The sequence below is a fragment of the Paucilactobacillus vaccinostercus DSM 20634 genome (genome assembly GCF_001436295.1).
GTDB lineage: Bacteria > Bacillota > Bacilli > Lactobacillales > Lactobacillaceae > Paucilactobacillus > Paucilactobacillus vaccinostercus.
In genome coordinates, this window is sequence record NZ_AYYY01000025.1 from 325,712 (window position 1) to 338,563 (window position 12,852).

Annotated in this window: 15 protein-coding genes; 3 read left to right on the forward strand and 12 right to left on the reverse strand. The window is 46.9% G+C overall.

From position 1 onward, the window contains the following. Positions 1-140 precede the first annotated feature (140 nt). Complete coding sequence (locus tag FC26_RS06765; protein WP_057779016.1) at positions 141-869, reverse strand: GntR family transcriptional regulator; 729 nt, start codon at positions 867-869, stop codon at positions 141-143. A 127-nt stretch (positions 870-996) separates the two neighbouring features. Between FC26_RS06765 and ybaK the strand changes: the two genes are divergently transcribed. The 3 genes from ybaK to FC26_RS06780 all read left to right on the forward strand — a co-directional run bounded on the left by ybaK (position 997) and on the right by FC26_RS06780 (position 2,244). Then, a complete protein-coding gene (gene ybaK, locus FC26_RS06770; RefSeq protein ID WP_057779018.1) occupies positions 997-1,494 on the forward strand; it encodes a Cys-tRNA(Pro) deacylase in 498 nt (165 codons plus the stop codon). Between the two features lie 19 nt (positions 1,495-1,513). Next, the gene (locus FC26_RS06775) at positions 1,514-1,873 is read left to right on the forward strand and encodes a hypothetical protein (RefSeq protein WP_057779020.1); all 360 of its coding nucleotides are present in this window, start codon (positions 1,514-1,516) and stop codon (positions 1,871-1,873) included. Positions 1,874-1,953: 80 nt separating this feature from the next. After that, positions 1,954-2,244: a hypothetical protein gene (locus FC26_RS06780; protein WP_057779022.1), complete on the forward strand. Its 291-nt coding sequence runs from the start codon at positions 1,954-1,956 to the stop codon at positions 2,242-2,244. On the opposite strand, the gene FC26_RS06785 is transcribed toward FC26_RS06780, so the two are convergent. From FC26_RS06785 to FC26_RS06830, 11 genes are all read right to left on the reverse strand, one after another. Continuing rightward, complete coding sequence (locus tag FC26_RS06785) at positions 2,245-2,901, reverse strand: HD domain-containing protein (RefSeq protein ID WP_083483772.1); 657 nt, start codon at positions 2,899-2,901, stop codon at positions 2,245-2,247. Positions 2,902-3,073: 172 nt separating this feature from the next. Continuing rightward, positions 3,074-4,027 carry a TerC family protein gene (locus FC26_RS06790; protein WP_057779024.1) on the reverse strand — a complete coding sequence of 318 codons (954 nt, stop codon included), beginning with the start codon at positions 4,025-4,027 and terminating at the stop codon, positions 3,074-3,076. Further along, positions 4,024-4,872 carry a DUF368 domain-containing protein gene (locus FC26_RS06795; protein WP_057779026.1) on the reverse strand — a complete coding sequence of 283 codons (849 nt, stop codon included), beginning with the start codon at positions 4,870-4,872 and terminating at the stop codon, positions 4,024-4,026. The genes FC26_RS06790 and FC26_RS06795 overlap by 4 nt, the downstream gene beginning before the upstream one ends. Positions 4,873-5,119: 247 nt before the next feature. Next, on the reverse strand, positions 5,120-5,905 hold the full coding sequence (locus FC26_RS06800; RefSeq protein WP_083483773.1) for an ABC transporter ATP-binding protein: 786 nt from the start codon (positions 5,903-5,905) through the stop codon (positions 5,120-5,122). 27 nt (positions 5,906-5,932) lie between these two features. Then, positions 5,933-7,207 (reverse strand): threonine ammonia-lyase IlvA, encoded by a 1,275-nt coding sequence (ilvA, locus tag FC26_RS06805; protein ID WP_057779028.1) that lies wholly within the window; start codon positions 7,205-7,207, stop codon positions 5,933-5,935. A 324-nt stretch (positions 7,208-7,531) separates the two neighbouring features. Then, the gene (ilvC, locus tag FC26_RS06810; RefSeq protein ID WP_057779030.1) at positions 7,532-8,551 is read right to left on the reverse strand and encodes a ketol-acid reductoisomerase; all 1,020 of its coding nucleotides are present in this window, start codon (positions 8,549-8,551) and stop codon (positions 7,532-7,534) included. A gap of 102 nt (positions 8,552-8,653) precedes the next feature. After that, positions 8,654-10,354 (reverse strand): biosynthetic-type acetolactate synthase large subunit, encoded by a 1,701-nt coding sequence (gene ilvB, locus FC26_RS06815; RefSeq protein WP_057779032.1) that lies wholly within the window; start codon positions 10,352-10,354, stop codon positions 8,654-8,656. A 135-nt stretch (positions 10,355-10,489) separates the two neighbouring features. After that, positions 10,490-10,705 (reverse strand): double zinc ribbon domain-containing protein, encoded by a 216-nt coding sequence (locus FC26_RS13200; RefSeq protein WP_157061087.1) that lies wholly within the window; start codon positions 10,703-10,705, stop codon positions 10,490-10,492. 515 nt (positions 10,706-11,220) lie between these two features. Continuing rightward, positions 11,221-11,487, reverse strand: a complete 267-nt coding sequence (locus tag FC26_RS06820; RefSeq protein ID WP_057779034.1) for a chorismate mutase — start codon at positions 11,485-11,487, stop codon at positions 11,221-11,223. 4 nt (positions 11,488-11,491) lie between these two features. Further along, on the reverse strand, positions 11,492-12,001 hold the full coding sequence (locus tag FC26_RS06825) for a shikimate kinase (protein WP_057779035.1): 510 nt from the start codon (positions 11,999-12,001) through the stop codon (positions 11,492-11,494). Then, positions 11,998-12,852 carry a prephenate dehydrogenase gene (locus FC26_RS06830; protein ID WP_057779037.1) on the reverse strand — a complete coding sequence of 285 codons (855 nt, stop codon included), beginning with the start codon at positions 12,850-12,852 and terminating at the stop codon, positions 11,998-12,000. Before FC26_RS06830 ends, FC26_RS06825 begins: the two co-directional genes overlap by 4 nt.

Below are 12,852 nucleotides of genomic sequence, written 5' to 3' on the forward strand. Positions count from 1 at the left end.
CGGTCCAATTTTTGGAGCATACAAACTCCGCTACTGACAACAGTATACTACTTTCCGATTCTAAATTTAAATGATTTCAAAAAATTTATTAATAAAAATTGTGAGTACCAGATCAATTTAATCTGATACCCACAATCTCGCTATTCGCCATCTAAACTGACAAACGTATTATATTTAAGATACTTGTAATGCACGCGCATATTCGAAAATTCAAATGGGGTGCCATCATCGAGGAAGAAGATCCCTTCCATGATCCCGACCGGCTCCCGATCGTTCAATCCAAGAAGTGACTGATCCTCTTCGTTAGACGGTTCCGCCAAGATCGACATAAATGACTTGGTAACCGACTTTCCCGCGTTATCTTCTAAGTAATTAAAAATCGAGCCAGTCACAATTTCCGGCGTCAGGGCTGGCGCCACTTTAATGGGAATATATCCCGTTTCAATAATGATCGGTCGGTTGTCCAATAGCCGCAGCCGTTTGATCTGGTACACAAAATCATTTTCATTCAAAAATAAATCCTGCTGCAGTTCCGGAGTCGCCGGGACGACCTGGTAGTCCAATAATTTGACACTTGGGTGTTGACCGTCTAAATTAAAACTATCAGTTACACCAAGATTGGTCCCCTCGTAATGAAACAATGACTGATTCTTCAAATAAAGGGGATTGATAAAGGTCCCCGAACCACGTTTTTTAAAAATAATTCCTTGTTGAGCCAGCACGTTCAGTGCCCGTTTAATTGAGCTGCGACTCACACCATACGATTCACTCAGGCTACGTTCGTCTGGTAACTTCTTATTTTCGAACTGATTTTTAAAAATCCGTTCCTTGAGATCATGCATGACCTCGCGATATACTAAGTCTGCCATTTCATTAGCTCCTAAATTTTGACCATTGCTGTACTCTTTTGGTTTCGAGTATACCAGATTTACATAATTGGTTGTATACTTTTAAAAAATTGGTTCGATCCACATATTAAGATTCGAGGTTTTTAACATGGGTAAAAAGAAAAAGATCAAAAAAACATTAGTTGAACAGATTCTCGACAAAAATAGCATTCCCTACGAGCAGGCCGCCTTTCCGACACATCAAGAAGGCGACGTTGCCCAGTTGAATGTCGATCATAACGGCATTGAGGAACACCTCATTTACAAAACCCTCGTGTTGGCCGGCAATACCACCGGTCCCGTCGTGGGGGTGGTTCCCGTTGACACCCATCTCGACGAAAAGAAGATGGCTAAGGTTTCCGGCAATAAAAAGGTCAACATGGTGCCGCTCAAAGATCTACTGAAAACCACGGGGTACGAGCATGGTGCCAACACCCCCATTGGAATTTACGAAAAATTTAAGTATCCAATTTACATCGACCAATCAGCCCGCGAGATTCCCTTTATCTACGTTTCCTCAGGTAAGATTGGTCGTTCGGTCAAGGTCAACGCGGTTGACATGGCCACCCTTGTTCATGCAAAATTTGAGGACTTGCAACAACAATAACACTGACAAGGAGAATTGAATGGGACAAACCTTACTCACAACTTACGGACAACTCGTTTTATATCTCGTCATCATTCCCGGACTACTCGGTAGCGCCCTCGTGGTGGTGAACCACAATACCAAGCAGCAGATCGTCAACCTATTTGGATTCCACGCGCAAATCTTTGGCGGCTGTCTCGGCATTATTATTCATGAATTCAGCCATCTTATCATGGCCGTGATCTTCGGCCACAAGATTACCGGTTTCCGGCCGCTTCGAATTCCCAACCAAAACGACCCTACCGATTTATCCCTCGGATACGTCAACCACACTTGGGATCAACATCGGTTCTACCAGCAGTTTGGTAATCTATTCATTGGCTCCTTCCCGAATTGCTGACGTCTTGGTCATCGTTTGTCGAAACACACTCGTTTCTGGATGTTTCATTACTTTCCGGCGCCCCATTTAGCGGCTGGAGCGTGTTAATCTGGTTAATTCTATGTAGTAACATTTGCGCAGGCGGGTTCGACCTAAGCCGCTCCGACCTGACAAATGCCGCCTCTGGTTTAATTGGATTAGTACTAATTCTCGCCGTTGTCGGTGGTCTGATTGCACTAATCGGCCTATCGTTGAGTGGGTTTAAGGCCGTCATGGTGACTATTGCGTTCACCATGGGGTTCGCCCTTCTGGTTTCCGGCGTCACCAATCTTCTTGTTCGGTTACTCGGAAAACGCAAATCCCCGCTTCGCCCACGCCATCTACGGTCGTAGCTATTCGCCACGCCACTCCTGCTTAAAGCTCGCCACAAAGTCGGCCATCAGTTGTTGACGGTGTTGGCCAATTCGCCGGGCAGTTGGCGTATTAAGCTGATCGGCAATCTTAAATAACTTTTCATAAAAATGATTAATCGTGGTCCCCGGCTCGTGACGATATTGTTCCTTCGTCATGTTAAGCCGGGGCTTTTTGGCTGGATCATACATCTCTTCACCAAACCGGCCACTGTAATAAAAGGCCCGGCCAATTCCCAGCGCCCCAATCGCATCTAACCGATCGGCATCTTGCACCACTTGTCCCTCTAGTGAGAGTGGCTGGGCATGGGCTCCCAGACTTTTAGCAAACGACATGTTCGTCATAATCGCCATAATTGCGGTCTGCGTCTCATGATCAACCCCCACCTGTGTCAATTGGTCAATCACCGCTTGCTGGCGACTCGCCGGGTCATCCGTCAATTTATCGTCAATCACATCATGCAACCAGCCAGCCGCCAGCGCCACCGACTCATCCACCGGTTCCTGTGCACTAATGGTTCGGATCATAGCTGCCACCCGATTCAAATGGTCCACTCCATGACCGCTATGATCCTGACGAGCAAACTCACAAGCAAATTGCTGGATTGCAGCTAATTGATCAGCATTAATTTTTGACATCGTTTATATTCTCCTCTTCTAAAACTCTGGTTCAATTATACCCCGCCAACCCAAAAAAAGTGGCTGAAAAAAGCCAACCACCTTCATATCTCCGAACTTTAAATCGGGAAAAAAAGGCACTAGCTATGCTCGAAGTCAAACCACCTTTTTTTCCACTTTCCTTTTTAATCGTTTAAAGCTGACGCCGCTTCAAGACGCGATCCACAATCACCGACGCCACGATTGAAATCGTGATCAACCCAATGATCACCACTAATGAAACCACGTTCGAAATCTGCCACGTCCAACCAGCATAGTGGGCCACTTCGTTTAGAATCATCTTGATTCCAATAAAGGCCAAGATGACGGCCAAGGCGTACTTAATATAACGGAAAAGTGGCAAAATCCCACTCAACGCAAAGTACAGGGACCGTAAGCCCATGATCGCAAAAATGTTCGAGGTGACCACAATAAACGTATTCTGTGATACGGAAAGAACAGCCGGAATGGAGTCGACCGCAAAGACCAGATCGGACACTTCAATAAATAAGAGGGCCATCAGAAACTGGGTTGCCATTAATTTGCCGTCAACCCGCAGCACCATCTTCGGGACGGTGGCATCTTCTTTAAACGGAAGTAGCCGCCGTAAGCCCTTGACGATGAGGTTATCATTTAGATCATCAGCGTGGTCTTTCTTTTCGAACAGCATCTTAACACCGGTTACTACAAGGAACAGCCCAAATAAAATCATGAGCCATTTGAACCGATCGAGCAGGGCAACACCGGCGAAGATAAAAATCACCCGCATTACGAGGGCCCCGAACACGCCCCAGAACAAGATCCGGTGTTGGTATTGCGGTTTAATTTGAAAGAAGCCAAAGACCAGAATAAAGATAAACAGATTATCAATACTCAGCGATTTTTCCAGCAGGTACGCGGTCACAAAGTCTAAGGCGTACTCACCACCGGCGAACAGCCAAACACCGCCGGCAAACAAAAACGCTAACCCAATCCAAAACGCACTCCACAGTAGCGACGATTTAATCGTCGGTGTTTCATTATTCTTGTGAAACACACCGAGGTCGAGTGCCAGCATCACCACAATAAACGCAAAAAAGCCAATCCAATACCCCAAACTTACAGTCAATCAGGATCCTCCTTACTTGTTCGGACACGTTGGTCCAAGCGACTCATCCACCAACCTAGCCAAATTCCTAACACCAATAACGCACCCGCTGCACCCAATTCTAAGGGGGCCAACTGAAGCGTCTCGCTCGGCACAATCATCACCGTCGACGCTAACACCACGCCTAGAATAAAGTGGAATAACTGGGGATAAACAACCTTAAATAAATACGCCATGAGCTTTGCCATTAACGCGATCACTAATCCAACCCCCACTAGCAGGGGCAGCAAAACGGTCACATCCCCAGTTTTAATTCCATCGGTCATCCCCTTATACAATCCCAAATAGATGAGAAAATTAGAGGGACTCAGACCGGGAATCACCAGGCCCAGACCAATCAGTGCGCCACCGAGCACCCAGGCGCCAAAAGTCGGCTCAAGCGTTGTCAATAGTGGCGCGCCGAATCGTAAAAACAAGAGCATAGCCGCCAGCGCACTCAGCATGATCACAATATCCCGTGGCTGCCGTCCCTGTTGACCGGCATCATGCCATAATGCGGGAAGGGTGCCCACAATCGCCCCAATAAAAAACCAGAGGACGACCGTTTCAAAATTGCCCAGCAGGTAGCTCACCGCATAGGAGAGTAAAAAAATTCCGCCAATCGCCCCAATGCCGACTGGTAGAAAAAAGAAAACGTCTCGTTTAAAATGTCGCAACGGATGAGCTAAAAATTCGATAATCCGTTCATACAGTCCAAAGACTGCCGCTAGGGCCCCACCGCTAATACCGGGTAAAATAAACCCCGTCCCAATCAGTGCGCCCTTAAGCACTCTGAGTAACCAGCTGCTTGTTCCAAGATTGTTCATTGAAATCCTCCAAATCGCAAATGATGACTGGTACTATCTATAATCACATTATACTAAAAATTAGTTAACACTAATATTAGTTAATCCGGTTTCTAAGGAAAATTTAATAACTTACGGTTAAATAGTCGGTCTCATCACCGATAGCAGCCATGCCGAGACCGCAAAAAGCACCTACCACCAGGACCTTGCCTCAGTGATAAGTGCTTTTTGGTTTCATTCAATTCATTCAGATTATTCGGTAGTAACACTAGCGCGGATAAACGGCCAATCGATCCGTACCAATTCGTGCGGTTTGAATCGGTGCCGCGTAAAAGTGACTCAACGTATCATCAGTTAGAATGTCATCCCGTTTGCCTTGTTGGAAAACCGTACCATCCTTTAACAGGAGGACATTTTGAAAGCATGGCATCAGTTCTTCCGTGTAGTGGGAAACAAACAGGAGGGCCGGGCTCTTCGGCATTGTGGCAATTTTAGCCACCCGTTGTAACAACGCTTCGCGCGCAAACAAGTCGAGTCCGTTGCAGGGTTCATCCAAAATTAACAATTCTGGTTCCGCCATCATGGCCCTAGCAATCATTACCAGTTGCCGCTCGCCTTGTGATAAGACCCGGTATGATTTACCAATCAGCTTGGCGCCACCCATTTCGCTGAGAATTTCTTTGGCCCGTTCCAATTCCGCCTTCGTAAACTGTTCATAAATGCCAATACTGGCAAATTTGCCTGAGAGAACAATTTTTTCAACTAGGTCGCCGGGATGGAGCCAGTCTTGGAGAGCGGTACTCACCCAGCCGATCCGTTTCGTCAATTCTGGAATGGAAGTATGACCAAAGATCCCACCGAGAACTTCCATTTGCCCTTCGGATGGCCATAAATCACCATGAATAATTTTTAGCATCGTCGTTTTACCGGCACCATTCAAGCCAAGAATGGCCCAGTTTTCGCGTGGCTGAATCGTCCAATCGATGTGTTTTAAAATTTGTCGTTGCCCACGTTGTAAGGACACATCTCTAAATGACAAAATGGGTTGTGTCAAGTTCCTCGCTCCTTTCACTCTAAATGACTAGACCAGCATCGTGTATAACATTTGATTATCAACCAGGTTGATAAAGTGGGGATCAAACTTCGTCATTCGTTCGATCAACGCCGGATACGTATTGCGGTCACCAAGCAAAACCCCGATTAAAACGGGTCCCTGCCCGCGGTTAACCTTCTTGGTATATTCAAACTTCGTGATATCATCATCCGGTCCGAGGACTTCATTCGTGAATTCTCGCAGGGCCCCTGGCCGTTGGGGAAAATCAACGATGAAGTAGTGTTGCACACCACCGTAAATCAACGCCCGTTCTTCGATTTCTTGCATTCGGTTGATGTCGTTGTTCCCGCCACTAATGACGCACACCACTGTCTTGCCCTTAATCTCATCGCGAATATTTTCTAATGCGCCGACACTTAGGGCCCCGGCAGGTTCGGCTACGATCGCTTCCTTGGTATAGAGGTCTAGAATCGTCTGGCACACGGCGTCTTCTGGTACTTGTACCAACTGATCGATATTGCGCTTAGCCGTTTGATAGGTTAAATCGCCGGCCGTCTTCACCGCAGCGCCATCGACAAACGTCTCGATCTTATCGAGGGTTACTGGCTGTCCTTGCTTAAAGGCTGCCGCCATCGAGGCCGCTCCAGAGGGTTCCACGCCCACCACTTTTGTTGCAGGGCTGACCCCCTTGGTGTAGGTTGAAATACCACTAATCAAGCCACCCCCGCCGATTGCGACCGTGATGTAGTCCACGTCGATGTCACTATCTTGGGCATCGGCAAAAATTTCCGTTGCAATGGTCCCTTGACCAGCCATCGTGTTGACATTGTCAAACGGAGCGATGAAGGTTTGATTTTCGCGCTCACAAAATTCAGTGGCGGCGCTCGCAGAAGCGTCAAACGTATCGCCCGTCAGCTTGATCGTGACGTCATCGCCACCGAAGAACTGGACCTGGGTTACCTTTTGCTTCGGGGTCGTAGTTGGCATAAAGATGGTCGCATGAACGCCCATGTGATGGCAGGTCCACGCCACGCCCTGCGCATGGTTACCGGCACTGGCGCAAACAACGCCCCGTTTTCGTTCTGCCGGCGTTGTCTGGCTGATAGCATAATAGGCCCCCCGAATCTTAAAAGACCGGACTTCTTGTAAGTCTTCACGCTTTAAATAGACCTGACAGTTATAACGTTGTGATAGGTAAACATCATGTTGTAACGGTGTGTGGCGAATAATGGGTGCCAACACCTCGCTTGCTTTTTCGACATCTGACTGTGTTAATACTGGTTCTGAATCTGTGACTGCCATTTCGCCACCACCCTTTCTTTTTTAGTTGCTTTCAAAATAGTTAACTTCCTAGTATCTGCAGATTAAGGCGTCAAACGACATGGTTACGTCCGCGTCGTCGCGCATTCACTCACGGTTAAAAAATATCGACATTGCTTTCTGACATCGAAATTGATCGAAATCGTTAGCTTAATTTTTATGTTTCAGCCTTAATACATTCGTTAATATGTAAAAAAAGAGCCCGCCACGATTGTGACTGCGGCCCCTTTTTATTGGGTTTACATTACTTTAGAGGATGACCGGCAGTTTGAGTCCGCCCGTCAAAGACTGATTGGAATCGTGTGCCTAGTCTTCTGGTGTGCTGTACTTGTCAGCATCGTTAACGAATGGCATCTTCGAACGCAATTCTGCACCAACTTGTGAAAGTTGTGAATTAGCTGAACGTTCGCGCATCTTCTTAAGGTCTGGGAAGCCTGCACGGAAGTCGTCCATGAAGTTCTTCGCAAAGGTCCCGTCTTGGATTTCCTTCAAAGCTTGCTTCATAGCAGCCTTTGATTCTGGTCCGATGACACGAGGTCCGATGACGTATGAACCGTATTCTGAAGTGTTTGAGCAGTCAGCATACATCTTGTTGAAACCACCCTCATAGATCAAGTCACAGATCAATTTCATTTCGTGTTGTACTTCAAAGTAGGCTAATTGTGGTGAGTAGCCGTCTTCAGTCAAAACTTCAAACCCAGTTTCGATCAGGGCAGTTACACCACCCATGAGGACGTTTTGTTCACCGAAGAGATCTTCATCAGTTTCTTCTTTGAATGTTGTTTTCAGTAAGCCGGCACGAGCTGCCCCGTTACCCTTGGCAAATTCTTTTGAAAGGTCTTCAGCATGACCTGAGAAGTCTTGCCAGTAACCGTATAATGCGGGAACCCCGAAGCCTTCTTTGTATGTCCGACGGCAAAGGTTACCTGGACCTTTAGGGGCCATGATGACAACGTCAACGTTCTTTGGTGGCTTGATTTCGCCGTAGTAAATATTGAAGCCGTGTGAGAATCCTAAGATGTTTCCTTCTTCAAGGCCATCGGCGATTGATTCACGGTAAATGTCACCCATGTTTTCGTCAGTTGTTAATACTTGAATCCAGTCAGCTTGCTTAGCAGCTTCGGCAACGGTGAAGACATCGAAGCCATCCTTCTTAGCAGCATCCCATGACTTACCTGGACGGGCACCGATGATGACATCGAAGCCTGAATCACGTAAGTTGTTTGCTTGGGCATGACCCTGAGCACCGTATCCGATAAAGGCAATTTTCTTGCCGTCCAAGTAGTTTGTAGTAACGTCTTTTTCATATAGCATATCAGCTGACATATGTATTTTCCTCCAATTTATATATCCATTTATAATTGTTTGTCTAATTCTAATTGAGTTTGTTCGTTAAAACCTTGCCTGTGCAACTACCGCAGAAACACTCTAATCCACACCGATCATATGGTCGTTTGATTGCCCAGGGGTAATCATTGGTTCAACGGCCTCTAACTTCGGAATTGGAACTTCGATCAAAGCTGAGTGTTCTGAAGATAAGGCTTGTTGTAATTGCTGCTCCCAATTTCCATGAGGATCAAGAAGGTAGTTTTCAAGTCCGTAGGCTTGTGCTAGCTTCTGGAAATCCGGCTGTTCATGGAAGACAGTTTGCGACCGTCGTTCATCATAGAACAGGTCTTGCCATTGGCGCACCATTCCTAGAGTCCCGTTGTTTAACAAGATCACTTTTACGTTCAAGTGATAGGCACTCAAGACATCCATTTCTTCGCTCGTCATTTGTAAACTGCCATCACCAGTAAACAAAATGATCGGTTGATCCGGATGCGCGAATTGGGTCCCAATCGCGGCTGGCAAGCCAAATCCCATTGTTCCAAGTCCCCCGCTTGTCACGAGTTGTCGTGGGAACGAATACGGATAGAACTGCGCTGCCCACATTTGATGTTGCCCAACGTCGGTCACCACGTACGCCTTACCTTCAGTCAATGCACCAACTTTTTCGATTAACTGTTGCGGTTTGATTGCACCGTCTTGCTTCCGATAGTGATAAGGATGTTGTGCTTTGCGTTGTTGATTTTCGGTCACCCATTCGGCATGCGTGTCTGCCGTGGTGTCGTAAGTCAGCATCTGATCAAGCGCATCCTTTGCATCAGCCACCACCTGATACTTGGTCTCAATAATCTTACCAATTTCTTTGGGATCGATATCGATATGAGCCACTTCGGCGTTTGGTGCAAATCGTTTCGTGTTTGTTGCTAGCCGATCTTCAAACCGACATCCGATATTAATCAATAAATCACACTTATGTAATGCCATGTTAGCTGCGTAGGAGCCGTGCATGCCGGCCATTCCCATGAACAACGGATCCGCGTTAGGGAGTACCCCTAATCCAAGTAGTGAACTGACTACCGGAATCTGATGTTGATGCGCAAATTCTATGAATTCTGGACTTGCTTGTGCTGCGACAACGCCGCCTCCCGCAATCATCAATGGCTTACTTGCGTGCTTCAATGCTTGAATGATCGCATGTAGGTTATCAGCACTTTCAGCACTCATCTGAGGAGTTGCTGGTTGGTTGGTCACTGGCTTGGTCTCATCAATTTCAATTTTTTCTGACATCACATTTTTCGGTAGATCGACGACCACGGGGCCGCGACGACCAGAGTTGGCAGTTTCAAACGCATCTGCGACAGTTGATTCAATTTCATCGACTGAACGAATCTGGTAGTTACGTTTGGTAATTGATTTGGTGAGGCTGAGCACATCGGCTTCTTGGAACGCATCCGTTCCGATCAGCTTGGTGCCCACCTGACCAGTGAAGACAACCATTGGAACTGAATCACGCATCGCATCCGTGATGCCGGTAATTGCGTTTGTCGCACCCGGACCACTTGTCACAAGGACCACGCCGGTTTTGCCAGTTGATTTGGCAAACCCTTCAGCGGCGTGTGCGGCTGCTTGTTCGTGTCTCACCAAAATATTTTTGAAGTGCTTGCGATACATCGCATCATATTGAGGGAGAATCGTTCCACCAGGATAACCAAAGATGAGGCTGACCTGCTGTTTTGATAAAGAATTGATTAACAACTCTGCACCACTAAGTTGTGTCTTACTTGACTGTTTCGTTTGCATTTATTCACCTCCTTTCAATGATTAGAATCAAATTAGAATTTGATTAAAATCTATATGTATTAACTTACTATAATTTTGCGTAATGTCAACTACTTTTTTGAAAATAAAGTTTTTTTATTTTGTAGGTTAAGATTCTTAAAAATGCTGGTAATCTTTCTCATAACCACACCGTGAGCAATATTTGGCATCGGGTGTCATGGCACCGCAGTTAACGCAAAATGTGGTTTGATATTGTTCTGATCCCTGGTGACTTAACACCTTGGTGCCACACTCACTACAATATTTACCAAACGGAACTTCTGCACCACAATGTTGACATATCATATGTTCAATCGTCATTGTCATTTCCATACACCCTCACCCTTTCATTATCATAATTGCATCAAACGGCGTGGCCCACCTGCGGACACAAAAAAGCGCCCAAAAGACCTATTAAAAGATCTTAAGGACGCTTCTGCGTGTTACCACCCTTAGTTTACAGCCCCGTTGCCGTAGCTGCCTCTATCACACACTAGCGCTTTAAGAGCAGAATCATCACAGCCAAAAATCACTGAGATCAAACGAGCTGTCGCGCTGGACGCCGCTCATCCTGATAAAGTCTAATGTGTCGGTGCATTAATGGGCACTCCCAATCCAACCTACTTATTTTCAGCGGATAGCTCAAAGGCTACTTTCGAAATCAATCAGTGCGGCTTCTCTCAGCAAACGAAGTTCTCTGTATCAACACTCATATCTTCTACTTTTCCTTGTCATTGCTTGTTTTGATTTATTTGATTGGTATTAATTTACTCCCCTAAAATGTGAATGTCAACACTAAAAATGAGATTTATATTAAAAAGATTAATAATACTCACATTATTCGTGTTTTAATCATCAATTGTCTCATTTTCGAGTTCGATGGCGTGGTGCATGATCAGATCGTATAATTGCGCGATAAAATCGCTCGATAGGTTTTCACTGCCATACGTCTCCGTCAATCGATCGACCAACTGCGTCATCCGATCAAACTGCAGCACAGGTAATCCATGAGCCTCTTTATATTTCGCCACCTGTTTAACCACGTCATAGCGTTTATCAAGGGCGGTCATAATCTGATTATCATATTCATCAATTTGTTTGCGCAGTTCATCCATCAGTTTAGTTTTGCTCCAATCGTTTTGAAATTAGTGTCACAATCTGATCAATCGTCAGGCCGTCTGTATCGACCACAACATCCGCTGCGGCCTGGTACAGCGGTTCTCTGTACCGCCACAGTGCCATGAAACCCTCCCGATCCATCTGCTTGAGTAGCGGGCGCTGCGAATCACCTTGCAGTCGGCGTAACAATTCTTCCGGCTGTGTTCGTAAGTAAACCACCGGCGTCGCTGTGCGTTGCAACAGTTGCCGACTTGTCGGGGTCATCACCACCCCGCCCCCAGTCGATAAGACGCCGATTTCTGCCAGCTGCCGGTCCAAGACCTGCGCCTCTAACGTCCGAAAAGCCGCTTCGCCTTCTCGAGCAAAAAAATTCTGAATCGATTCGCCCAGGTGCTGTTCGATAATCTGGTCTAAATCATGCTGATATGTATCCAACTGGGCAGCCATTCTGGCACCCACAGTTGTTTTGCCGGCGCCCATAAACCCAATTAGTACTACTTTATCGGTCATCCCATTTCCTCCTCAAACTTTTGCCGCAGTTGCCTTGAAGCCGCAAAAAAGTCGTAGATCTGCTGGGGATCATCTTGTTCCAGTGCCGTCACGAGTTGCGCTAAACTATCCTGATAGCTATGCAGTGCGGCCAACGTCGCAGCCCGATTCGTCGTTAAAATATCCGTCCACATTTGCGGATCAGCGCCGCCAATCCGGGTCGTATCCTTAAATCCGCCCGCCGCATAACGGGGTAGCTCAGGATACTGGGCCGCAGTTTGACGTGTACTGTTCACCAGTGCGGCAGAAACGACATGTGGTAGGTCGCTCAGGTAAGCCATCATCTGATCATGCTGCTCGGCCGGCATCGGGATTAATTGAACCCCCACCCCAGCTAATAACGTCCGCAACCGCCGTTGGGCTGCTACATCGTCACCAACCAAAAAGTAGGGGGCCCCATCATAGAGGTGGGCGTCCAGTGCATGGATGCCCGCCTTCTGGGTGCCCGCCATCGCGTGGCCCCCAACAAAGGCAATCTGCCGCTTAATTAAACCTTGAGCAGCCGCCATCACCTGGACCTTGGTGCTTCCGGTATCGGTTACCAGCACCCCTTCTTTGAGGGGAACCTGCGCTAAATCACGCAGGGTTGCGATAATGGCTCGAATGGGGGTCGCTAAAATGATCACATCGGCTTGAGCCGCGACCGTCATTAAGTCAGTCGTCGTCTGAGTAGTCAGCCCCATTGCCGCTGCTTGATCCAGCGCCGCCTGATTACGGTCAACACCGATAATCTCCACATTGGTATTCGCATTTTTAATGGCGAGTGCTAATGACGCACCCATTTCACCTAACCCGTTTACTACAATTTGCAT

Bases quoted from the DNA above. Each gene is read 5' to 3' on its own strand.
- FC26_RS06765 (WP_057779016.1), bottom strand. From the start codon at position 869: ATGGCAGACTTAGTATATCGCGAGGTCATGCATGATCTCAAGGAACGG.
- ybaK (WP_057779018.1), top strand. From the start codon at position 997: ATGGGTAAAAAGAAAAAGATCAAAAAAACATTAGTTGAACAGATTCTC.
- FC26_RS06775 (WP_057779020.1), top strand. From the start codon at position 1,514: ATGGGACAAACCTTACTCACAACTTACGGACAACTCGTTTTATATCTC.
- FC26_RS06785 (WP_083483772.1), bottom strand. From the start codon at position 2,901: ATGTCAAAAATTAATGCTGATCAATTAGCTGCAATCCAGCAATTTGCT.
- FC26_RS06795 (WP_057779026.1), bottom strand. From the start codon at position 4,872: ATGAACAATCTTGGAACAAGCAGCTGGTTACTCAGAGTGCTTAAGGGC.
- ilvA (WP_057779028.1), bottom strand. From the start codon at position 7,207: ATGGCAGTCACAGATTCAGAACCAGTATTAACACAGTCAGATGTCGAA.
- ilvC (WP_057779030.1), bottom strand. From the start codon at position 8,551: ATGTCAGCTGATATGCTATATGAAAAAGACGTTACTACAAACTACTTG.
- ilvB (WP_057779032.1), bottom strand. From the start codon at position 10,354: ATGCAAACGAAACAGTCAAGTAAGACACAACTTAGTGGTGCAGAGTTG.
- FC26_RS13200 (WP_157061087.1), bottom strand. From the start codon at position 10,705: ATGGAAATGACAATGACGATTGAACATATGATATGTCAACATTGTGGT.
- FC26_RS06820 (WP_057779034.1), bottom strand. From the start codon at position 11,487: ATGGATGAACTGCGCAAACAAATTGATGAATATGATAATCAGATTATG.
- FC26_RS06825 (WP_057779035.1), bottom strand. From the start codon at position 12,001: ATGACCGATAAAGTAGTACTAATTGGGTTTATGGGCGCCGGCAAAACA.
- FC26_RS06830 (WP_057779037.1), bottom strand. From the start codon at position 12,852: ATGCAAATTGTAGTAAACGGGTTAGGTGAAATGGGTGCGTCATTAGCA.